At 42.8% G+C, this 22,781-nt stretch carries 18 protein-coding genes; 4 read left to right on the forward strand and 14 right to left on the reverse strand.

The features are described from left to right. Positions 1–280: 280 nt before the first annotated feature. Complete coding sequence (locus BS614_RS02655; protein ID WP_074092863.1) at positions 281–1,399, reverse strand: GNAT family N-acetyltransferase; 1,119 nt, start codon at positions 1,397–1,399, stop codon at positions 281–283. Positions 1,400–1,600: 201 nt separating this feature from the next. Continuing rightward, positions 1,601–3,724, reverse strand: coding sequence for a 5'-nucleotidase C-terminal domain-containing protein (locus tag BS614_RS02660; protein WP_074092864.1), 2,124 nt, complete (start codon positions 3,722–3,724; stop codon positions 1,601–1,603). Positions 3,725–4,313: 589 nt separating this feature from the next. Here BS614_RS02660 and BS614_RS02665 point away from each other — a divergent pair. Beyond that, positions 4,314–4,940: a hypothetical protein gene (locus BS614_RS02665; RefSeq protein WP_074092865.1), complete on the forward strand. Its 627-nt coding sequence runs from the start codon at positions 4,314–4,316 to the stop codon at positions 4,938–4,940. Between the two features lie 184 nt (positions 4,941–5,124). On the opposite strand, the gene BS614_RS02670 is transcribed toward BS614_RS02665, so the two are convergent. The 7 genes from BS614_RS02670 to BS614_RS02700 all read right to left on the reverse strand — a co-directional run bounded on the left by BS614_RS02670 (position 5,125) and on the right by BS614_RS02700 (position 12,717). Continuing rightward, entirely contained in the window at positions 5,125–5,892 is a 768-nt protein-coding gene (locus tag BS614_RS02670; protein ID WP_074092866.1) for a hypothetical protein, read from the reverse strand. Then, on the reverse strand, positions 5,880–8,531 hold the full coding sequence (locus BS614_RS02675) for a VWA domain-containing protein (RefSeq protein WP_074092867.1): 2,652 nt from the start codon (positions 8,529–8,531) through the stop codon (positions 5,880–5,882). The genes BS614_RS02670 and BS614_RS02675 overlap by 13 nt, the downstream gene beginning before the upstream one ends. Before the next feature lie 79 nt (positions 8,532–8,610). Then, entirely contained in the window at positions 8,611–9,303 is a 693-nt protein-coding gene (locus BS614_RS02680) for a hypothetical protein (RefSeq protein ID WP_074092868.1), read from the reverse strand. Positions 9,304–9,394: 91 nt separating this feature from the next. Continuing rightward, positions 9,395–9,877 carry a zinc ribbon domain-containing protein gene (locus BS614_RS02685; RefSeq protein WP_084174378.1) on the reverse strand — a complete coding sequence of 161 codons (483 nt, stop codon included), beginning with the start codon at positions 9,875–9,877 and terminating at the stop codon, positions 9,395–9,397. Positions 9,878–9,898: 21 nt separating this feature from the next. Beyond that, positions 9,899–10,312, reverse strand: a complete 414-nt coding sequence (locus tag BS614_RS02690) for a hypothetical protein (RefSeq protein WP_074092870.1) — start codon at positions 10,310–10,312, stop codon at positions 9,899–9,901. 18 nt (positions 10,313–10,330) lie between these two features. Beyond that, the gene (locus tag BS614_RS02695; RefSeq protein ID WP_074092871.1) at positions 10,331–10,852 is read right to left on the reverse strand and encodes a zinc ribbon domain-containing protein; all 522 of its coding nucleotides are present in this window, start codon (positions 10,850–10,852) and stop codon (positions 10,331–10,333) included. Positions 10,853–10,875: 23 nt separating this feature from the next. Continuing rightward, positions 10,876–12,717 (reverse strand): zinc ribbon domain-containing protein, encoded by a 1,842-nt coding sequence (locus BS614_RS02700; RefSeq protein ID WP_074092872.1) that lies wholly within the window; start codon positions 12,715–12,717, stop codon positions 10,876–10,878. Between the two features lie 545 nt (positions 12,718–13,262). Between BS614_RS02700 and BS614_RS02705 the strand changes: the two genes are divergently transcribed. Together BS614_RS02705 and BS614_RS02710 are read left to right on the forward strand one after the other, a co-directional pair. Further along, positions 13,263–14,237, forward strand: a complete 975-nt coding sequence (locus BS614_RS02705) for a YndJ family transporter (RefSeq protein ID WP_074092873.1) — start codon at positions 13,263–13,265, stop codon at positions 14,235–14,237. 86 nt (positions 14,238–14,323) lie between these two features. Further along, positions 14,324–14,776, forward strand: coding sequence for a HEAT repeat domain-containing protein (locus tag BS614_RS02710; protein ID WP_074092874.1), 453 nt, complete (start codon positions 14,324–14,326; stop codon positions 14,774–14,776). 181 nt (positions 14,777–14,957) lie between these two features. On the opposite strand, the gene BS614_RS02715 is transcribed toward BS614_RS02710, so the two are convergent. Together BS614_RS02715 and BS614_RS02720 are read right to left on the reverse strand one after the other, a co-directional pair. Beyond that, on the reverse strand, positions 14,958–16,448 hold the full coding sequence (locus tag BS614_RS02715) for an aldehyde dehydrogenase family protein (protein ID WP_074092875.1): 1,491 nt from the start codon (positions 16,446–16,448) through the stop codon (positions 14,958–14,960). Positions 16,449–16,476: 28 nt separating this feature from the next. After that, positions 16,477–17,562 (reverse strand): 5-methyltetrahydropteroyltriglutamate--homocysteine S-methyltransferase, encoded by a 1,086-nt coding sequence (locus tag BS614_RS02720; RefSeq protein ID WP_074092876.1) that lies wholly within the window; start codon positions 17,560–17,562, stop codon positions 16,477–16,479. Positions 17,563–17,838: 276 nt separating this feature from the next. On the opposite strand from BS614_RS02720, the gene BS614_RS02725 reads away from it, so the two are divergent. Continuing rightward, on the forward strand, positions 17,839–19,863 hold the full coding sequence (locus tag BS614_RS02725; RefSeq protein ID WP_074092877.1) for a right-handed parallel beta-helix repeat-containing protein: 2,025 nt from the start codon (positions 17,839–17,841) through the stop codon (positions 19,861–19,863). An 89-nt stretch (positions 19,864–19,952) separates the two neighbouring features. Here BS614_RS02725 and BS614_RS02730 read toward each other — a convergent pair whose 3' ends face one another. The 3 genes from BS614_RS02730 to BS614_RS02740 all read right to left on the reverse strand — a co-directional run bounded on the left by BS614_RS02730 (position 19,953) and on the right by BS614_RS02740 (position 22,730). Next, a complete protein-coding gene (locus tag BS614_RS02730; RefSeq protein ID WP_074092878.1) occupies positions 19,953–20,927 on the reverse strand; it encodes a phosphotransferase enzyme family protein in 975 nt (324 codons plus the stop codon). Positions 20,928–21,207: 280 nt separating this feature from the next. Continuing rightward, positions 21,208–21,813 carry a YdeI/OmpD-associated family protein gene (locus BS614_RS02735; RefSeq protein ID WP_244898257.1) on the reverse strand — a complete coding sequence of 202 codons (606 nt, stop codon included), beginning with the start codon at positions 21,811–21,813 and terminating at the stop codon, positions 21,208–21,210. After that, the gene (locus BS614_RS02740; RefSeq protein WP_074092879.1) at positions 21,789–22,730 is read right to left on the reverse strand and encodes an alpha/beta fold hydrolase; all 942 of its coding nucleotides are present in this window, start codon (positions 22,728–22,730) and stop codon (positions 21,789–21,791) included. Before BS614_RS02740 ends, BS614_RS02735 begins: the two co-directional genes overlap by 25 nt. Between the last annotated feature and the right edge of the window lie 51 nt (positions 22,731–22,781).

Genomic DNA, 22,781 nt, shown 5'->3' on the forward strand with positions numbered 1-22,781 from the left:
CATAGCATCACCACCTCCATATACGATCCAATTGATTTTAAAATACATTTAATGTAAGCTCCCATAATATACATGAAGGCACTCTACTCCGAAGAGTAGAATGCCTATGGGATGCCTCCACCCTATCATAGAAACATCCTTTTGTCGATATAACCCCATAATATGATCAAAAGTGTCTCCATCCTGTCCGCATCGTTGATTAGCATAGAGACCACCCAACGTGGAGTGGCCTTCATGTCCTCATCTCTAATTTATATATCCTTAATACTCGTTGGATTCGTCAGAATTTATCGATCTTGTACCAGAATATCGGGAGTGGAAACCACCCAATGGGCGCAGCAACTGCCATATAACGGCCATGTTGTGTAAGTAGAAGCGCCTGAGCCTGCCGCTTATCAAGGACAACGGCATCGGTCTTAGCAGATCGCTCGACAGTCACACCACTCGCATCCACTCGCGCAGTAATCGGCTGACCGTCCATAACTGCTGAGAATTCTCCCTCCACTATCCCTGTGGTTTTGAATTTGAGTGTCAGATATGCCTCCAATACATTGGCAAAGTCCAGAATATGATACATATCCGATGTCTCAATAACATAGTCTTCCGCAATGTTGCCAAGTGTCGTATTCAGCGGAATGTCATATTCCGGCGTAAATATAGATATACGATCCGATCTGCTATGTACCATATAAGCCTTAATCGTCCGCGAAATATCTGCCTCATTTTCCAACGCAAATTCAGATATTTCATCGCCTGTTTCATTTACAATTAGATACCCAATCAGTTTACCTTGATCCAGAACGCCCAGCGCCTTTTGATGGAGGCTGCTGAAAATAAGCGGCAATTGCTGCACTGTACGTTCAACATAAGCAAGCCGCGAGGTGTTGATGCTAAGTGCAACGGACTCTGCTCCTTCAATCTCGAAGAACGGCCTGAAGGATATTCCTGTGTCGTTCACATGTTTTAAGCCATGGCGCACATTGGCCTCTCCCACAATATACTTAAGCTTTACACCACCAAGCGTGAAGCCAAAATACTCATATCTCTGCCGCTGACCATATAATACAACCATATCACACGTATTGCGCAGTTCCTCAAGCCACATGTCCATGAGCACCTTCATATGTCCTTCGCCACGCGCCCGTGGATGGACCGATACAGTACCCAAATAGCCGGTTCGCAGGGTATAGCCACATACCGTCAGAGGCTCTGGAAAAACAGCTACCTGCGCGCGCAGCCTACCTTCCTCATCTACAGCAACCTTATGCATGGCAGAAGAATCTACATTCTTCCCGTACCCTTTGGGTATCAGGGTTTCAAAATCCAAGTGAAAAGCATAGTTGGCTAAATCGATACATTCTTCACGCTCATCTGGAGTTGCCATTCTGTATTCAGTCATTTGCCCTATCCTTTCAACATCAATATTGATAAACAGCCTTCCAAAACATAATTCTAGGAGCATATTCAATATCCTGCCCAGCAGCGTAGAAGAGGTCGACCACATGTAAGCATGAAAAAAACACATCCTTAATTGGGATATAGACTTCTCCCAATTGGATGTGTTTTCCTGTTCTCATATAAAGTTTGAATAAGTTCTACATTATGAAGCTTTTGCTGCAACAGCTTTTTCAATCAATGCTTTTGCATCGTTAGTAGTAAGACCTTGTTTAGGTTGAAGTGATTTTTTATCTGTTCCAGCAAAAATACCTTTGTCAATCAATTTTGCCATAGGTTTAATTGCATAGGCAGACACCGATTTACCATCTTCGAAACTAGCAATAATCGTAGCAGCGTCTTTATCAGTCGCTTGATCTTTTACCAATTTAGCAAGAATGGTAGCAGCTTCTTCACGCGTAATATCCCGATCAGGATAGAAGTTTCCACCATACCCTTGAATAAATCCAGCATGCGTAGCTTCAGCAATCGCATCTGCATATGCAGCATTAGCGGCAACATCCTTGAATGCAGGTGCTGTGGTTACTTTGTTAAGTTTCAACATGTCGACCAGAGCACTTACAAATTCAGCACGAGAAATGACTTCTGTTGTTACAGGTGTTTCTGTTGGCTCGGTAGATGCAGCCAGGTTTGTGATGCGTCCTTCATTTTTAGCTTCGATGCTACCGCCTTTATACGTATCTACGATGTACTGGTAGAATACATCCAGATCGATAGGACCTGCCAGGGATGATTTAGCATCCAGCAGCACTTTATAGTTATCTCCACCTGCAGCCATAAAGTTGTTAACTACAGCCGTATATGTTTTTGCAGGATCAATAGGTGTACCATCTTCAAGACTAAGACCAGTAACACGTTCTGCGACCGGCTTATTGAAATCTGCAGTGTATTTCAAACCAGAGATTTGAAGTGTTTTGGTATTAGGTGTACCGTCAGCGTTGGTACCCCATTGTTGTTGCAACAAAGTTTTAATTTGTTCGCCAGTCAGTTCCAGCTTCACTAGAGTGTTACCGAACGGTTGGATTTTGGCAAGATCAGCAAAGGTCACATCGCCTTGTGGCAGATCCGCACGAATACCGCCTGGATTCATAAATGCAAAGTCAGCAGCACTTGCCTTATCCCCAAAGTCTGCTTCACGCATTGAATCTGCAATGAGGTTGCCTAGAGGGGCTTCGTTATTATAAGCATCTGTACGGGTAACAGAACCATCCGTTGTACCTACTGGCTTCGTCAGCTCAGGATGCTTGTCCAATGATTTTTTAATAATAGCTAAAGATTCAGGGTCTTCTTTTACACCCTCTTGGAAAGTCGTTGTAACAGTCGCTGATTTTTCAGTTACATCCCCGGTAGCAGGGTCAATCATCAACTTGATATCTTCAAACGCCGTACCATAGGAATAAGCTTGAACGATCAACTTTCCATTCACTTCACCGTTAGCCAATGCATGATTGTCACCTGCAACGATAACGTCAACAGGGGAATCCGCCGGTAAAGCTTTTGCCAGATCAGCTGCTTCTCCAGTAGTTACGCCTTCTTTGGTTGTTGCTGGATCATGTGCCAAAACAATGATCGTTTCTACGCCTTGGTCTTGCAATTCTTTAGCATATTTATTAACAGCTTCCACTTCTTCTTCTGCGCTCAAGAAACGTACGCCAGCTGTCCCAGATGGAGATACTTTGGCAGGTGTGGATTTCGTCACTAGTCCGATAAATCCAATTTTGACTCCGCCCACTTCTTTAATCACATACGGCTTAATCAATGTTTTTCCTGTGGCAGTTTCAATCACGTTTGCATTGACGTAATCAAATTTTGCACCGGCATGCGTTACTTTTCCTTCTTTTGGATCAAGGCCACCAAAGATTTGTGCTTTCAAAGCAGCGACACCTTGGTCAAATTCATGATTACCCAAGGAGCCTACATCAAAGCCCATCATATTCATCCATTCCATGGTAGGCTCGTCACGATCCAAAGATGAGGCTGGAGCAGATGCACCAACAGAGTCTCCATTATGGAAGAGTAGGGAGTGTTCATATTTGGCTTGCGCTTCTTTGAGATAGGTTGCTAGAATTGGAGCCGTTCCTGCCTTCTTATCACCCACGATTGATGTGGTATCTAACTGACCGTGGAAATCATTGATTCCAATCAAGTGTACTTCTACATCGTTACCTGCGGCAGAGACAGAACCCGCTGCGCCCAATAGTTGCGTGAGTAATAGTGCAGCGGTAGCTACACGCAGTGTGCTTTTACCCAAAACTTTTTTCCAAAACATGAATGAAAAAACCCCTCTCCAATTTTAGATCCTGAGATATTTTACCATAGTTCAATTCATAAAAATCATAAAATATATAAAATGTATGTAAAAAAGTTGGGAGATTGATAGAGGAGATGAATACCTATGTCTCGATCTGCACCAAAATTAGTGTTTAGCTTCAATTTATTCAAGCGATTACTAGGTTTTATTCTGGTATAGGAGACGAGAAGTTATGACGCATTGAACGTAAGTAATAGATTCAAAATTTCATATAGAAAAATATGGCTTTTATATTTTTTGTTGCTATAATGGAAAATAAAGTATGTATTTTCACTTGATGATATAACTCCTCTACTAAAAAACGCTTAGCTTCCATCTCCTAAAACACACATCCCATTACATAATATGTATCAAAGATTTTCACACTTCTATTAAAGGAGGTGACCGTTGGGAGCATTTTAGATCTTAGTTCCCGTTTTACACCAGATGGGGACGTGTTACCTCACCGCTCCTGACTGAATACAACGCAGAAACATGTAATAGCTGTAAGGATTTGTAGTTCTATGCATTTAGCTTCAACCATTAAAAAAACATAGGAGCGTGTCCAATGAACAAACAACTTTTCCCCAGATCTTTTCGAATTCTTATGGCTTGCTTGTTGATTCTTGCATTTGCCGTGCCAGCAACGGCTTCTGCTGGCTATCTTGGAGATAAACTCACGATCGGCCAAAGCATGGCAAAGGGTGACTATCTTACCTCCCAAGATGGCAGGTTCTCAGCCATTTGGCAAAATGACGGGAACTTCGTTATCTATCAAAACGGTTCTTCTCTCTGGAGTAGCGGAACTAGTAACAGCGGTGCTCTCTCGTTCAAGTTTGAACCACAATACGGGAAACCTGTCATGTATAAATATGGAATGAAATATCAAGATGTTTACCAATATGGTTATCGTTTTGGTTTTAATCCGGCTACAGGTAAATTCGAATATTACACCGGTTGGGGATGGGATAAAGTTTTGGTGATCGATACTTCTGTACAAGTAGCTGCTTGGTCTCCCAATACCACCTCATGGATTCCGGGTCATCACGGAAGCAGCTTACCAACTAACACAACAGGTGATACACTGATCATGCAAAGTGATGGGAATTTGGTTCTCTATAACACAACCCTGACCAATGATTATTATCCGAACAGTTGGATTCCTGTCTGGGCTTCCAATACGGGTGGGCGCTAAAATTAGAGGGAGAGCCGCATGGTGCGCGGCTCTTTTTTGTTTTTCAAGGAAGTTGATAGATTTACCACAAATTGAAAAGAGGTCTTCCCAGAACGTAGATCCACCTTCCGCGCTTGATAGCGCGTTGCATTTGAATTTTTCATTTTCTTGAGGGATTTTTCCTACATAGAGGAAATTACACATGTTACTCATTTATATCAACTTTATAATCTTCGACACTTTTATTCTGATAGTCTCCGCGTTTATTTTTCGAAGACAGTCTCGAATAACTGAATACCAGCAAAAATGGCAGCATGAGGTCGGGCAAGTAACTTTGAACAAAAAACAAAAAATCGGATTGAATAATCAGTAAACCTTTCCACAGTATCAATGTTGTGAGTAGCGCATAAACACCCACGCTCGTATAAAGGAACAGAGTCACCATCCGGGATTCAGCAGGCAGTAGTAGCGATACCGCAATGATCGTAAGAACTCCCCAGTCTGTGGTGGTCGTATTGTACCATAGCTGTACCGTGCCATATCCGACCGCAATACCCGCCAGCGCCCAAGCAGCGATGTGGCCGCCTAGCCGATCAAGTCTTGTTGTTCTAGCAATGACGGCTCCGAGATAGGAAAACACCTTTAGGTCCGCTATCCAGCGTATAATGCACAGAATGATAATAACAGCCCAGAGATGCAATGCAATATACGTAATCTCCCTGTATCGAAACTGTGTTATCGACAGTAAAGTTACACCGGAAACAACCATGAATGTAATCAGCATGTGAAGCGAGGCTTTGGTTCTCACCGTCAATTCAATAAATAGAAGAAAATAAAGTGAAATCCCTATGGTTAGACCTAGAAAATACGTCGCAAGCCCAATCAAAATCGAGCTATACAGCATGCGCTCATCTACCAATCGTACGAGCCTACTTAGCCGTCCTTGCGATGTTTTTTCCATTACTTCCACCATCCCAGTGTCAACCTCCCCCCTATTTGTTGCAAACTGCTCGCAGGCCCCTCATCTTTCGCAATATTCAGCAAGCCATCCTCTGATCCTCCTAGGCTGAGCATGCTGTGCTTATCGCCGCCGAGCGTAATGTTCAGTCCTTGCTGCTTCGACTGGCTATCGCTAGGCATGACAATATCGTAGGTCAATGACTGGGAATCAGCGATTGTCTCATAAATTGCAGCTAACTGTCCCGGATCAGCTGTAAAAAAGAGTAATCCTCCCGTCCGATTAGCAATTTCAGTAAGTACCGGAATATCCACATCGCCTAAGCCGACAACATGAATAGCGACATGATGAGCCGCTGCCGTTGCAACGGCAGATTCCAATGTCGTGCTACTGCTCTCGTCCGCGCCGTCAGTCATGAGCAGTATTGACTTCTCACCGGGTTCTTCGGACAAATCAGCTACAACACGTTCAATCGTATCGTAAATGGCAGTGCCTCCGGTGAAGTTGGCATATACCGAGTGGCTTGCCGCTTCATGGTCCGACGTAAAATCAATGAGCTGCTTTGTTGTATCTGCAAATCCATAAACACCTAAATTGATGTCTTTGGGCAAGTTCATCACAAATTGCTCTGCTCCCTGCTTCGACTGGGCAAGGGGCAATCCATCCATACTGCTAGAATAATCCAAAACGACTGCAAGGCTACCATCCCTGCTAATCGCAGCCCACTGCTTACGATTCACGTAATATTTCAATCCATTGTCAACATCAAAATCATCCGTAATCAGATCCTTCAGTGGCTCCCCAGTTATAGGGTCTGTTGCCTTAACAGTAATGCTGCGAATGCCATTATTTATTTCGTCGCGAATCAAGGTCAAGTCCACGTCCTTACTCTTCTCATCTGCTTGCCCTGAGTACTCCACCGTATAACGGAGGTGGTCATTAAATAGATCATTGCTCATAGATGTATCATCGCTATCGGGATTGAGAATGACGTAATCCTCATATTGCTGAAAGTCCAATTCAACATTTGCAGAAAACACAGTACATGTACTGCATCTGTTGAACAGACTAATATGACGTACCACTCCCTCCTTGTCTCTTCCCAACACGTAGGCACCCAGTGCACCATAGCTATTGCTCCTGACTTTGATCTGCACCTTCTGGCCTCGTAACGTATCATCCGCAGAGACGACTATCAGCGGGGCATCCATCACACTAGGCTGGCCTTCACTAACCGTCATCAATTTGGCATCGTCATTATAACCCGTCAACGGATGGAGCATTTGAGCAGACAGTAGCCCAACCGCATCCCGTTGATCGCTGTGTAGGATATCCAAATTTGCATTATACACATGCCGATCTGTCAGCACGTGTGGCAGATGTACATTACCTATTGGTACCACACTATCATGATGGATTACACTGTCGAGCGTATAATTCCATAAACCCCAGCGCTGATTGTCCATGAACGCCTCCACAACAATGTAGTCCAGATTCGGTAACCACGTCCCCCAATGATCCGTCTTAGTCGCTATTGTAATATACTGAGGCACTGTCTTGCCCGACCGTACCCGCTCATACCGATAGGCCGCCTCGCTTCGATTCAAGGTATCCAAGAACAGATTGGCCGTAATAACATCTCGTTCCTTCTGGCCTTTTTTGTTGAGTTGGGTAAAAATCGAGAAGGATTCCGACATCAATCGGTCCTGTACAATATTTTTTGCAGTACTGCTTTGTTTTTTTCCTTTTATATACTCAATCGTCCCAGTACCTTCATCAATATTACTTGATTCCGGATAAGCCGTCTTATCAGTATAGACGTCATAAGTTTCTATCTCTAACAGTTGATTCTTCGTTAGCATACGCCCATACATCAATTTGACATATTCAGCGAACCCTTTTGAATACCGATATGCATACCCGCTATCCAGAGGTTTCGTACCAATCTGCTTATACGGATTTGCGCCTGTTTTCTCAAGTCCTTTGATTCTTGCTATGACCTCGGTATGGGTATCGTAAAGCCATTCTTCGTATGTCTTCAGCGCTTTCCGGTTCTGAAAGGTGAAGTCTATGTATTCCGCGTACAGTTCCGTATACCTCTTGATATCTTGTGCATCCGGATTGCTAGAATCCTCCAGGCTACCGAAATAGTCAGACGGATCATCAAACATATCGGATACACGATTGTAGAAAGCAACTTGAGAACCGCGATTCGGCGTGCCGATGAAAACGACCTTGCGAATGCTATCGAACAGCTTTTCATCCTTCTGGTCATACAAGTACCACCTTGTAATCAACCCGCCCATACTATGTACGACAATATCGATTTCGCCGTCCTTGTTGCCAAGCGCCTTACTTCTGCTAATTGCACTCCTTATAGTCTCATCAATGATGTTCTGCGCAGCTGTGCCCGTAACATCATTGCGACTGTGTTCCCCATAATCCACATAAAAGAGATGGTTGCTGGAATAACCGTTTTGAACGAGCCACTTTTTAAAATCCGATCCCGACCAGTCCTCTGCGTTGTTATTGTAGCCATGTACCATGACTACCGGCACGATTTTACTACCTGATGCCTGTACATTTCCGAACGACAAAGGTATGGTTGCGTTCCATAGCAGAAAACATATTAACAAAATGCCTATTTTCCTCAAGCCCTGCCCCACCTTTCTATTTATATAATAGAATCATCTACTGCCAAGTGTGGTTAATACCATGTTCCCTCCTTGAAGGTTATATTGGTGTATTCTCTACATAGGTCATGTTGGAGGTATTCCATTTGCCATAATTAATAAACAGCATACGAGAACGAAGTCCCTTGTCCTCCCGATTAATTACCTCAGTTTGTCCAGGCTGAAGGATAATCTGCTTGGTTTGCTCACCATAGGACCAGTTAACGATCATATCCACTCCGTTATCCGCAAGTTTCACTTCATAGATGGCATTCAACAATAATCTCTGTTCATTCCTAATCGGATTAGGCATATCCGAAGTTTCCAACTCAATAGGAGCAACCTTAAAGTCTCCCTTTTGATTCATGTTATACACGTTGTCCTCAAGCAGGATGTCCATTGCATATGTTTTGCTGAGAACCAAGAACTGAGTATCCTCTGTGGGCAGATAAAGGTCTGAGTAGAAATAGAGGGCTTTCGTATCACTATTAAAAGATGTCTGCTCCGAAACTACCGAGCCCTGGTACTGAGAAGATAGTCCGCCCAGATTCAATTCTTCCATATAGAAGATCGGAATTTCTGCTTCAAAAGGGAGCTTGGCTTCGACTACCTCATCTTGTGTGGCGAGCCATTCATCATAATCGAACGGCTCAATCGTCTGTTCAATCGCTTTATTCTTGTTCTCAACCATCGGGTAAATGATCGCCGCTGCTATAAACAAAGTAAATAAAATCATTGATAGTCCTTTTCTCATCGTTCACTCTCTCCATCCTCTTCTAACTTCGCAGCAAAAAAATAACCCCAACCCGATCCATAACAAATATGGCGGATTAAGGTTATTGCGATTATTCTGTCTTCGCTCCGCAAGAGGTACAGAATACGGAATCGCTCTCTAGCTGCAAACCGCAGCCGGTGCAAAAGGTATTCGTTTGCTGCTCTGCTTCAACCTGAGCTGGTTCAGATACAACGTATTCTGCTTTAAATTCACTGCCGCAAGTATTGCAAAACCTTGATTCTGCGGGGATTACAGCACCACAGTTACACTGTTTCCCCCCTTTGACTCTAAGTAACTGCGCTTCCAACGATTCAATCTCTAACTCCACCTGTGTGATAGCATTAGAATGCTGCTGAATTTGCTCTATTGATTCCTGCATCCTTCCTCTTTGATTTGCTTGATGAACAATCTCCCCAAGCTTCTCCAGCTGGGAAGCTCTCTCTTTGTGAATGCTTGAAATTTGTGAGCTTAAGCGGGTAATTTCTACCGTTTGTGCAGCTTTATCTTTTACCTGATTCATACCTGATTTCATTTTATTCAAGAAGCTCATCATCTAATCCTCCAACTCTATTCGTTATTTCAAGGCATAGGATGACGCAGAATACCTAAACAACGCATAACCCAAGTATACATATACAGCTGGCGTAATCATGCCCGACAAGGAAAGACCCGTAAAAGGGAATAGCATAATAAATGCATAGGCCCACAATGCATAAGGTGTATATTTTGCATTATTCGACACAAGCGTCGTCCATACTGTAAGTAAAAACACAACATGTACCAGCGCCGCTACTGGGATAGTATAGAAAATCGTGTTCAATGTACTAAATGTGCTTACCGGTAGGAAAGTATACAACAACTCCCGTAGCAGCTTAATGACCAATGCTCCAAATAATAGTTGCAGTTCGATTGCCCTTATGAACGGGTACCACTTCATTGTCTGGAACCAGTTGCCCAGTTCTGTTACTACTTTTGAAAACTGCTGCATTATTGTTCCTCCTTGAGATTAAAAGTTAGAAAAACTGTCATTAATGTACCACTTACTTCCTACATTTATTAAATCAAAAGAGTCCTCTGTCGTTTTCACTTCGTCCCCACGCTGAAACTTAATCATATAGTCAACCGTCGCTTCTTTTCCCTCGATTTCCACATCAAGGATTTTATAATCCTTGACCTGGTTGGATTGCTCCTTGATCATTTCTTTCAATTGATCTTTAAAAAAAGCCAGATCAGACTGGTTGATATCTTTATCCGGAACAAAGAACTTGTACATCTTGTCGACATCCTGTTTTTGGAAAGCTTTAATAAATCCTGCTACCGTTCCCTTAGGACTGGACATATCCCCTCCAATGCTGAACATTTTTGGAATAAAGATGAGGACCAAAATAGCAGCAACGACGATTATACCCCATTTTTTAAAATTAATTGTTGTTATCTTAACCTCAGCTGATTTCCTAACCAGTTTGCCGCAGTTGTCGCATTGCCTCGCATGTTCTTGAAGTTTGTTTCCACATTGTCCGCAGTACATTTTATGAGCCACCTTATTCAAAATTATATTTCTTTTGTTTCAATCAGCGTATGAACCTTCCAATTACCGTTATGCGATACAAGTTTATATGTACTCACGTAGCTTTTTTCCTTCAGATTGCCGTCCTTATCTATAATGTTAAAGGTCTCATTGGTCCTGACCTCAACGCTTGTTTCATCTAATACACGGAAAGAAACGCCTTCTACATTCAGAATCTCTTCTGTAATGCCCTTCTTCTCCAAATAGGAGATATATTTCTCCGACTCCTTGTATGCAGGACCTGCTGTATCCAATAGTACCGATACTAGACTGAAATCTCTGCTGTTGATAGCATTTACGTATGATGTCAGATAGTCATGTATAAACATTTCCAAAGACGGCAGGTCTGCCTGCTTCGACGTACTTTGTACCGCGGCTTCATGCGCAACCGCCTTTTGCTCAACGAACTCCTTGAGGTTGTCGCTGAACTCTCCACCATCGTAGAAGATATCTACAGCATCCATCAGCCACTGTTTCCGATTCTCATCATAGATTAGCGTGAAATATCTGCCTTGCGAATTTTCAACACCACCTCCCCATTCTCCCCCTTCTTTGTACTCATAGTTGTACTTGCCTGTCGTTTGTACTCTTACTTGCCATACTCCATCAATCTGATAGATAACAAAGGAATCCAGATCAAATGTCGAGCTTAAATAGGTCACTCGATGCGGTGTTGTGCTCTGCCTGTTTTGATCCACGATCGTCTGTTCATAGCTTAATATCCTATCCGTTACCGAGCCCAGCAAGGCCAAATTACCTGTCGCCATAGCTTCTACCTCATCACGATTAAACTGTACGATTTGCTCGATCATTTCATTCTCGAAAGCAGTATCTTGAAAATCTCCTATGTTAATTAACACAACGCTACTCTCGACTGGTACTTCTTCCGTTCGCATTTTTCCCCATGGTAGCTCCGTATCAATTGATAGTTTCACAGTGCCGTCTGTAGGAACTGGTCCGAAGGTCTGTTTTTCATATGGATTTAAGCCCGTTGAAGTGCCGTTCACAAGAAGGTCTCCCTTAAGAGTCGATACATCGTAATAGCCGGTATTGATTGTAACCTCTGTGCCGTCCAGCTCCATGTTTGCGATATAATCCTGCCATCCACTCATAACTGTCGCCATTTCTTTTCGCTCCAGATCGATCCAATCTGTACGCAGCACCGTTTCAAGCTCGAATGTGCCAGGGAAGTATGGGCCGAAGGTTTGATCAAAACTAGCTTTATCTGTAACAGCAGCTTCTTCACCATTGATTCTAATAATCGTGTCTTTATAATTAGTTGTAATATTGATATGTACGGGTATGATACGAAGCTTATATTCTTTGAAAATAAGTGCAGTCTTCCCCTCTTGCTGAAGCAGTACTTCATGACTGATGTTGCTGTCCGTTTCGCCGCCGCTCTTAAGAGCGAAAGCTTGCTTCCTTAAATCTTTTACTACATCGCTTACTAGGTCCTTATTTCCCTTCAAGTAATCTACATAACCCTTAACAGTCTGCTCGTTAATAACCAGTTTCTCTTCATCGGAAGTAAACATAGATGCTACTGCTTTATAATCTTGTGATTGGATCGATTTCTCGAATTGGCTAATTAGCCTTCCATCCGATGTCCAGTAGCTTCCAAGTTGGTAACCCCCTAATAGCAATACTGCAAATAGAAACAGGGATACTACCCAAATGATTCTTGTACGCAGCTTTCCTTTACGGAATACGGGACTGGACTCTGATACAATTGACGGGATAAGATTATCCGTGGATTTGATTGACATATTCTCCACTTGTTTGGTTGCTGCCTGGTCAAGCTTCGGTTCCGACGAAGAAGTTATCACTTCTACCTCATGGTTTACTGCGTGATGAGGTGCTGATTTTACTTCTTCTACATCGATTAGGGTCCCACAGCTTTTACAAAACCTATATCCAGTCATGACTGTTGACCCACATTTCTTACATTCTTGCAATTCTATCATTCCTCATTCCTATGATAATGATACTATTTTCACTGCTAACTAGGACAAAAGATACATTTTCCATTATATAACTGGTATTTTTATACTGTAAAGTAGAAAATGTTGATTTTACATATAAAAATAGTGAAAATGCGAAAAGAGAGTAGCACAAGGTCACTTTTAAACGTTTTTCCACCGATTCTAGAGACAAAAAAAATCACTCTAGTTTAGTCTCAGTACACCATTCAACGAATCTGACTGATATTCCCCCATATCGATCCTTCTCGCAGTAAGATAAGCTTATTTGCATATATTGACAAATAAATATGTTAGACTACTAAAAGAAGAATTGCCGATCTATACTATAGAACGCTACACAACTGGATGCAGGCAAGTATTACGATAAACGTAGTTAGAAAGGAAGCCCCATGAATAGTTCCTTGAAACAACTAATGAATTCATTATTAACACCAGCGTTTCCCGGTGGGATCATAACCATTCTGATATTTTATCTAGATTACTTTCAATTCGAACTTGTTGAAAAATTTCTGCTGTTTGCGGCTTTCGTTATTGTGCCTCTTGTGATTTTACTTTTGGATCATGACGCGAAGAATATATATCAACGATTGATGTATGTTGCTATGAAGTGGCTTCAATTTCCCGCTGCGCTTCTTACTCTAGCTTCGGTAATGAGTAGTAAGGTGTGGGGGTTAGAAAGTACGGCAATCCCAGGAATTCTGTCCCTTGGGTGGCTACTGTTCACACTGCTGCTTGGCATCTATGGCTTGACCACTATTGTGATCGCTAAAGGAAAAGCAGCGGAAATAGCAATTGGTGCGGGGCTCGTTTATTTTTTCATCGGGGGCATTTGGTTTACCTTATATCAATATCAATTGAACCTTTTCCAAGCTAATCCTGCAACGCACGCGTTAAGCTCGGTTCACTTTCATTTCTCATCTGCAATCGTTCCAATTTTCATTGGTGAACTGGGACGCATCATGATGAAGAAAAGCTGGTATCCCTGGGTTGTTGCCATCGATATCATCGGACCCATCTTGATTGCGATTGGTATGATTTTCTCCAAGCCGATTGAATACATTGGTGTCGCTTTGTTCGCCTGTAATATTGTGGTTTACACCGCTTATCTCCTTACTTACTTGAGGAAAAACGCTTTGGATATTAAGGCAACCATCTTTTTAGGCCTTTCTTGCCTAGCCTTTTACACGGTGGTTGTCATTTCCATCTTCTATCCGTTACTGAAAAATATGTACTCATTAACCATACGCGATTTCATTCCCATTTACGGAGCTCTGCATGCGTTTGGTTTTGTCTTATGTGGACTGATTGGTTGGGTGTTCATGGTAGACTTCGTTAAGGAAAAGGCTAACCAATCGGCTTCATAGGAGTAGTTTAGTCAGGTTCGTGCTATAATAGTGTTTAATAACATTCATCATTCTGCCGAGATGGCGATGATTAAGGAGATTGAATTTTGACGAACAACCATGAAGTTGGAGCAGTGAACGAACTACCGGAGAACTTTGAAGAGCTCAAACGAGCGGCTAACCGGACGTCAAGCTGGAGAGACAGACTGAATGCGGTGAACGAATTGGGAAACTGGGATACAGCCCCTACCATTAAGTTACTTCAGCATGTTTTGAAAAATGATCAAGTGTTCCAGGTGCGTGAAGCCGCATATCACAAGCTGAAACAGTTGGATGAAGATGTACAAATGCCTGCCAAAAACAAAGGCGAGCTGTTTAAAGGTACTAACAAAATTTTGCTGCGGATCAAAAAAAGCCTTCCTGAAGGTCATACATTTGAGGAATTTAAGGAAAAACTGCAAAAGACACGTCTGGATCTCTATGATACTTACGAGGGCGACAAAGATGCTGAGTTCGACTCCTGGCTCCATGGAATTTGGGAGACACTAGGTAGAAGATAGCCGCCGTTCACCGTAACATAGCTGAATACAAAGCCACTCCAAAAAAATGGAGTGGCTTCTTTATTTCTTATTATTTTGATTGTCACCAGATTTCATCTCACTCTTTAGCACTTTGAAATAGCCTACATTTAATTTCACATGTACATTCCTCGTACGATGTCAAAGTTGTGTGCTATAAGATTTACTCTGGTATATAAGGAAGATCCAGTGTCTTTGGAACGTTGATGACATGCTTTTCTGTATACGTGCGGATACCTTCCGCGCCGTATTCACGACCAATACCAGATTGCTTAACCCCACCGAAAGGGAAGCGAACATCCAGACCTTGAACAGCAGCAGTATTGATCATTGTCGTTCCCGCTTCGAGTTGACGTGCGACGGAGATGGCATCCTCTTCTTTGCCCCACACAGAACTCGTCAATCCATATATGCTTTCATTGTGTAGATGAATAACCTGCTCTTCATCGTCAAATGGCAGAATCGGAACCGTAGGGCCAAACTGTTCCTCTACTACAATCGGATCATGAACATCGCAACCCAGAACAAGCGTAGGTTGTAGGTAGTAACCTTGGTCAAACAGCTTCTGATCCAAAATTTGACCGAGAGGGATGACCTTAGCCCCGCGCTTTTGTGCATCTTCAACCAAACCAAGCACGTAATCTTTCTGCTTCAGGTTATTAACCGGACCTACTGTCGTATTTGGATCAAATGGATCACCGATTCGAATCCAGCGATTAGCCGCCTCGATATATTTTTCCACAAACTCATCATAAATAGAACGGTGTACATACACACGTTTGGCGATCATACAGATCTGTCCTGCTGTCAAGAAATTAGAAATGACAATGCGGCGCATTGCTCGCTCATCATGAACATCAAAGCTTTCCAAGAAGATAGCCGCATCATTACCACCAAGCTCAAGCGTCATATCTTTAATCGTTTCCGAAGCTGCTTTGATAATATGCTTAGCGGTCGCGGTGCCACCTGTGAAGGCGATCTTTGTGACATGAGAATTGGTAGTCAATTCAACGCCTACATCCGCATCACCATGAACGACATTGATTACACCAGCCGGGAACTCACTCGCAATAATCTCTGCTACCTTCGCTGCCGCCAGTGGTGCAAACGGGCTTGGTTTAAGCACAATCGTGTTGCCCGCAAGCAAGGCAGGAGCGATCTTAATGGTAGATAAAGCAATGGGATAGTTCCATGGACTAATCGCTGCCACCACACCAATTGGATCATAGGAAAGAATCGTTTTACCATTCTCATGCTCTTTGATCTCTTCCTGTAAAGCCGATTTGGCTTCATTACAAGCAAATTCCATCCACATTAACGAAACATAAATTTCACCGTGTGCATCATACAGGGGCTTGCCATGCTCTCTGGACAGCAAATGAACAATTTCATTCTCAGCTGCTCTAATCTTCTCGATCGCATTTCGCATCATAATAATGCGTTCATCAATAGAGGTCTGCTTCCATGTTTTAAAAGCCCCTGCCGCTGCTTCAATCGCTTCAACCGCTTGTTCTTTCGTAGTAACAGGGAAATAGCCTACGATCTCGGATGGGTTTGTCGGATTCTCTTTTGCTAACTGCGAAAGGGATTTTACATTTTGACCATTAATGAACGCTTCAACGATAACTGTCTCTTGGTCTGCTTGCGTCGTCATTTTGCATCCCCTCCGTTATTTAGATGGATTAATTCCAAACTTCTTCTGCAATTTCCTTCACATAACGAAGTTTACGCCATTGTTGTTCTTCCGTTAAAATATTGCCTTCTTCCGTGGAAGAAAAGCCGCATTGTGGGCTTAAACAAAGTTGCTCAAGTGGTACATAGGTTGCCGCCTCTGCAATCCGAGCTTTAATCTGTTCTTTATCCTCTAACTCGCCTGTTTTCGAAGTAAGTAAACCAAGCACGATTTTCAAATCTTTTCGATTCACATATTGTAAAGGCTCGAAGCCACCTGAGCGCTCATCATCAAATTCCAGGAATAATCCATCTACGTTTAAGCCACCAAAGATAACTTCAGAAGCGTACTCGTAACCACCCGTTGAGAAATAATTTGATTTATAGTTACCACGACAAATATGCATCGTCACAACTAAATCCGCCGGTTTATGAGCCAAAGTTTCGTTAATCATTCGCTGCATCGTTTTCAACTCTTCTGCCGGTTCCAGACCTTTGGCACGCAGCTTATCATGACCAGCTTCTGAGAATAGGTCTGCCCAAGCGGTATCATCTAATTGCAGGTATCGGCACCCCGCATCATAGAAAGCTTGAATGGCTTTTTGATACGCCGCAATCGTATCCTGAAGGAATTGCTCCCGGTCCGTATAGATATTGGCGCCATTTTCCAACCGATATAGAAGCATGTTGGGACTTGGAATGGTCTGTTTCGCCACTGCGTCACCTGCATGCTTTTTCAAAAACTCAAAATCCTCAACAAAGGGATGACTCGAGAAATCAACTTTACCCACAACACGAATCCCGCCCTTGCGCGTTTGCATATTATGGAATTTCGGTCCGTCTATTTGCTCATACAACTCTACGCCATCCAAGCCGCCCAGAAAATCAAAATGCCACCAGCTTCTGCGGAATTCACCATCCGTAACTGCCAATACGCCATTTTCCTTTTGCTTTTCAATAATTCGAGTAATCTCTTTATCTTCCACAGCTCTTAATTCCTCATATGTGATGTTGCCTGATTTATATTGTTCACGTGCCTGACTTAAATCTGCAGGACGTAGAAAGCTACCTACATGATCATTACGAAATGGTATCATAACTATTTCTCCTTCTAACTTTTTAGTCTAATGAGTATAGCATGATGGAAAGGAATGCTTGTTATATGAAAAAAGCATGGCTAGTCATAGCTTTTAACAATAGCTAGAAAACTTTAATACGCAAAAATCCACAACTTCATAGGGTAGTGGATGTGGTTTTACCTTTTATCAATATCAATTCAGGCTAACATACACCTTCCTATCTCTGCCATTATAATTATTTTCTAGTATAATAACGGGATACAACAATAATTTTAAAATAGAAGGAGAGTTGTTATGGAATATCATGTATCCATACATGGGAATGATCAAGGAAAAGGAACAGCGGATCAACCCCTTCGTACCATATCACGCGCTGCGGCTCATGCCATGGCCGGTGATACAGTTATTGTTCATGCGGGAGTATACAGGGAATGGGTTAACCCGGCTAATGGAGGAACAGCGGAGCATAGAATCGTATATCGATCCGCAGGAGACGGGGAAGTCGTGATTACAGGAGCTGAACAGATTACCAACTGGAATTCTGAAGGAAACCATGTCTGGAGCACAGAAGTGCTCAATTCCCTCTTTTCCGTTCGCAATCCCTATGAGGTAGAGCTCAGTGGAGACTGGTTGTTTGACGGGCCCTTCCCAATTCATCTCGGCGATGTCTATTTGGATGGCAAATCATTGTATGAATGCGATAGTATTGAAAGCGTTCACAACCCTATAGTTTGGTCTGAAGCCAAGTATCCCAAGGATTCATTGTTAAAATGGTATGCCGAGGTTGGTTCTACGACAACCAAAATATGGGCCCATTTTGGCGGAAAGGATCCTCGTAAGGAAAATGTAGAAATTAATGTACGTCCTTATTGCTTCTGGCCTGAGAAACCGGGAGTTAACTACATTACCGTAAGCGGTTTCACTCTTCGTCAGGCCTCCCCCCAATGGGCGCCACCTACAGACTACCAGGAAGGATTGATTGGACCTCACTGGAGCAAGGGCTGGATTATTGAAAACAATATAATCAGTGAATCCAAATGCGTTGGTATTAGTCTGGGTACCGAAATCGGTACAGGTCACAGCAACTCTTTGGAGAAGCATAGTAAAGGCGGTACTCAACGCGAGCAGGAGGTTATTTTACGAGCATTACGCTCCGGCTGGCATAAGGATAACATCGGCAGTCACATCGTTCGAGGTAATGTGATTCATGATTGTGAACAGGCAGGCATTGTGGGTCATATGGGAGCAGTCTTCAGCCGCATTTATCAAAACCGTATTTATAATATTCACCACAAACGACTCAGACACGGTGCCGAAGTTGCGGGAATTAAACTGCATGCTTCACTGGATACTCAAATTAGCGAAAATATAATGTATAGCTGTTACCGTGCGCTTTGGCTGGACTGGCAGGCACAGGGCACTCGCATCAGCCGTAATGTATTTTTTGACAATCTTTCGGAGGACCTCTTCGTTGAGGTTTGCCATGGTCCGTATATGGTCGATCACAACCTATTTCTCTCTCCGATGAATTTCAGAAATATGGCTCAGGGCGGGGCATTTGCTCATAATTTGTTTGCAGGCCGATTTGTAGTTCGTTCCGAAATTACTCGTATTACGCCATATCACTTCCCTCACGAAACGGCTATGGCCGGATACTCTAATATCACTGGAGGCGATGACAGGTACTACAACAATATCTTTATAGGTGACAATGATCCTAATAAGGAGCCTGTGCCCATCACCTTTTTTGAGCATCTTCCGCTTAAACCAAGAGATGAAGTTGGAGAGGACGGGAAGACGGTCATGGATGGTGTTCCGGACAATTCCATATGTTATCTGCATGCTGTGGGACTTGGCGGCTACGATCAACATCCTGATGTGAAAGATAAAAAATGGTGGGAATACACCAAAGAGGAGCTTCTTGAGCTTGGCGATGCGGCGAAGGATTTCTTTATAGGCAATGCCGTTCTTCCGGTGGCTATGGGCGGAAATTTATATCTTAACGATGCGGTTCCAAGTCGTCACGAACCCCAAGCGAAGATAGTTGCACAGAAGGGCGTAAAAATTGAGATTGACCCTACGCAAGGTAGGGTGCACATTCAAATCAATGAGCCCGAACTGCTTCGGGGAACCTCTGCAATGTTAGTTACCACGAATCTGCTTGGAAAGACTTATCACGCCAACATGAAGTTTGAGGAGCCGGACAGCACTCCATATCATTTTGACTCTGATTTCTTCGGAACAAAGAGACCCGATGCAGTTGTCACACCTGGTCCCTTTGAAATAACCGAACAGGGTACGATTGATTTTGAAATTTAGTTTATTCTTGAGGATCCAGTCATCTTAGGTGATTGGATCTTTATCATGTGTAAAGCCTCTACTCCGCTAATTGTGACAGGGTTCACCGGTTAACTCAAAAAGTCCATATCAATATAAGGCGTGTTATTTAATAAATTTTCATAGTAAAAGCGTCGGGCTTGCTCATACCATTCAGTCCAATCAGGAGCGTTAAAGTCTCTGCTTCTATAGAGCGCAGCTAAAACTCTAGCTTGCCTTAAATTTATAAATAGTGGAACTTTGTTTAACTGGCTTTGGCTTAGAGTGTATTCCTTGCAATAGCCATTTAAGAAGTTGCAATAGTAGCGTTTTGCAATCTCCTTCCTCACATCTCCAGACACAACCCAAGGAATTGGGATTTCATAAAATAATGGTGTAGCAATATCAGAAACAAACCAGCTATATTCCACCTCATCATAGTCAATAATAAAGGCTTTGTCCCCATCATTAAGATAATTGCCAGGGCTGATATCCCCATGAATAAGACCGTATGTATTTTTTTCCTTGGGCAGGGCACTAATTTCATTAATTAAACGATCATAGTTACTGTGTAATTCTAACGGACAATACTTCTTAAAAGATTCTAATAGAGTATTACCACTCCATTCATGGCGTGGGTTTTGGGTCGAGTAATTAAGCGATAACTTATGTATTTTCCCGACCATTTGTCCAATATTTTCATAAAACGTATTGCTCTCCTCGGCGATTACTGCATTTCTGCCTGGTGCTTTCTCAAAAGCTGTCACGATAAAGGACCCGTCAATGATATGAATAAGATCCCCTGATGAAGATTGAATAGGCCTTGCTACTTTCATTCCGCGATCAGCCAGAAACATGATGAAATCTAGTTCCGCTCTTGTTAATAATTCATTTCGATGGGTGACATGCGTAATTCTTAAAATGACTTCTCTATTTCCAACGACGCCGGAATAAACGAAATTTTGAAACCCATTTAATTCGATAATGGAGTTCTCACGTATTCCAAAACATTGTGCGGACTCTTTCAATATATCTTTTGTGAATAGTAGTTTAATCTTTTTATCCATATAATTTCTCCCCTTTACTTCTATGGTAACAAGAGGTGCCAAATGAGATATATGCAGAATTTGATTAGAATCAACTTTCACACAAAAAGTCACATCGGAAAACTCGAGGTGACTTACAAATGAATCTATGTTCTTGAGTAAATGATTCTTCAATACTTTCGTAGGAAAGACCTTCGCCCTAATTGTTTGAGAAATACAGTAGCTCCTCTCTCCTAAAGATCTGGGAAACAATAGACCCAGATGTAAGTAGTACCAAAAATCCCTTTTAACGATTCTTTTGTTATTTATATTTCCTTATTCTGTAATATATTTTTTTGCAATGTTGAAATTTTAACCCTTCTTCAGATGAAGCGATCAACATTCCAAGCCTTCTTAATCGTGTTTCTTCTTTCTTGGCGCTCATTACCCACAAGATAGAATCTCTTTTATAGGATGGTGATAAATTAGTGAAGAATAACCAGGCTGTTTGATTTGCCTTGATTTGTTCTTCATATTCTTTGGCAAGTTCCACGTTTCTTTGTTCAGAGGAATAGCCTTGTGCATCGGTTCTGTTGTTAAAGACGTGCATTCCTTCTGGTCTCATCTTTCCAAGCTGTATTAGTGCTTTTACCTTCTTTACGTTCACAGCACTCCATACACTATTTACTTTGCGCGGAGTAAAGCGAATCTTATAGCTTTGTTTATCAATGGTTTTTCGTATACCGTCAATCCACCCAAAACAAAGAGCGGCATCTACTGATGCAGACCAAGTAAGGCTTGCATGCCCTGTACTTATCCCAAAATAGCCCACCCAAATTTCACTAGCTTCAGCATAATGTTCTTCTAACCAATCGTTAAACTCTTCTTGGTTTTTGAAAAAAACTACATCTCCCATTGTTCCAGCCATTTTAAAATCGCTTGGTTTGTTTCTTCCGGGTTTTCTTCCTGGATCCAATGACCGCAATCCAGATTAACCACTTCCACATTGGGCACGAACTTTGTCAGGTTTTCAGACTTCGCAACCACATCCCGGTCGCCGTAGATCATGAGGGTCGGCTGCTGGATGATTGGGTTCACTTTCGCCAATAAGCGCCAGTTGCGGTCAAGGTTCCTGTACCAATTTATGCTGCCCGTGAACCCTGATGTTTCAAAAGCGGAGACGTAAACGGCCAGCTCGCTTTCGCTCAATACGGGCTCACCGAGCGGTGTTTCTGCTCTGGCGAGATTGATCAACGCCATACCTGGCTCAGGTGCTCTGAGAGGCTCGTTCTTCCGGTAAAGGTTGCGAAGGAACCTGTATGTATTGTCTTCGAATACGGCGTCCGCGACGCCTGGCTGTCGATTGAAGTGGACGAAATAGAAATCGCCGCCAAGTATTTCTTCCATGAACTCGATCCAGGGTTTTTCTCCGCGCTCTTGATAAGGCAAGCTCAGATTTATCACTTTATTGACGCGGTTTGGATGCAACAAGGTCAGTCCCCAAACGACGAATGCACCCCAGTCATGACCGACAAAGGTAGCATCCTCGTATCCATAGTGATCGAGAAGCGCGATGAGATCACCCGACAAGTGTTCAATGTCATAGTCTGTCACTTCGGTTGGACGGGATGAGTTGCCGTAACCCCTCTGGTTGGGGACGATGACATGGTAGCCTGCTGCGGCAAGTGCGTCCATCTGATGGCGCCAAGAATAGGCATGCTCTGGCCAGCCGTGGCAGAGTACAATAGGTTTTCCAGCGTTTTCTCGGCCTGCTTCAAACACTTCGAGTTCCACACTGTTGACTGAAATAAGGGTGGGCTTGGGAAAATCGGTTGGATTAAACATTGAATTAAAACCTCCTTCTTGTAATACATGTAGTATAATGGATAAAAGGTG

This window comes from Paenibacillus xylanexedens (assembly GCF_001908275.1).
GTDB classification, from domain to species: domain Bacteria; phylum Bacillota; class Bacilli; order Paenibacillales; family Paenibacillaceae; genus Paenibacillus; species Paenibacillus xylanexedens_A.

What these genes read in the sequence shown, in the direction of transcription:
- BS614_RS02655 (WP_074092863.1), bottom strand. Translation starts at nt 1,399, where the DNA reads ATGACTGAATACAGAATGGCAACTCCAGATGAGCGTGAAGAATGTATC.
- BS614_RS02660 (WP_074092864.1), bottom strand. Translation starts at nt 3,724, where the DNA reads ATGTTTTGGAAAAAAGTTTTGGGTAAAAGCACACTGCGTGTAGCTACC.
- BS614_RS02665 (WP_074092865.1), top strand. Translation starts at nt 4,314, where the DNA reads ATGAACAAACAACTTTTCCCCAGATCTTTTCGAATTCTTATGGCTTGC.
- BS614_RS02670 (WP_074092866.1), bottom strand. Translation starts at nt 5,892, where the DNA reads ATGGTGGAAGTAATGGAAAAAACATCGCAAGGACGGCTAAGTAGGCTC.
- BS614_RS02680 (WP_074092868.1), bottom strand. Translation starts at nt 9,303, where the DNA reads ATGAGAAAAGGACTATCAATGATTTTATTTACTTTGTTTATAGCAGCG.
- BS614_RS02685 (WP_084174378.1), bottom strand. Translation starts at nt 9,877, where the DNA reads ATGATGAGCTTCTTGAATAAAATGAAATCAGGTATGAATCAGGTAAAA.
- BS614_RS02690 (WP_074092870.1), bottom strand. Translation starts at nt 10,312, where the DNA reads ATGCAGCAGTTTTCAAAAGTAGTAACAGAACTGGGCAACTGGTTCCAG.
- BS614_RS02695 (WP_074092871.1), bottom strand. Translation starts at nt 10,852, where the DNA reads ATGTACTGCGGACAATGTGGAAACAAACTTCAAGAACATGCGAGGCAA.
- BS614_RS02705 (WP_074092873.1), top strand. Translation starts at nt 13,263, where the DNA reads ATGAATAGTTCCTTGAAACAACTAATGAATTCATTATTAACACCAGCG.
- BS614_RS02715 (WP_074092875.1), bottom strand. Translation starts at nt 16,448, where the DNA reads ATGACGACGCAAGCAGACCAAGAGACAGTTATCGTTGAAGCGTTCATT.
- BS614_RS02720 (WP_074092876.1), bottom strand. Translation starts at nt 17,562, where the DNA reads ATGATACCATTTCGTAATGATCATGTAGGTAGCTTTCTACGTCCTGCA.
- BS614_RS02725 (WP_074092877.1), top strand. Translation starts at nt 17,839, where the DNA reads ATGGAATATCATGTATCCATACATGGGAATGATCAAGGAAAAGGAACA.
- BS614_RS02730 (WP_074092878.1), bottom strand. Translation starts at nt 20,927, where the DNA reads ATGGATAAAAAGATTAAACTACTATTCACAAAAGATATATTGAAAGAG.
- BS614_RS02735 (WP_244898257.1), bottom strand. Translation starts at nt 21,813, where the DNA reads ATGGCTGGAACAATGGGAGATGTAGTTTTTTTCAAAAACCAAGAAGAG.
- BS614_RS02740 (WP_074092879.1), bottom strand. Translation starts at nt 22,730, where the DNA reads ATGTTTAATCCAACCGATTTTCCCAAGCCCACCCTTATTTCAGTCAAC.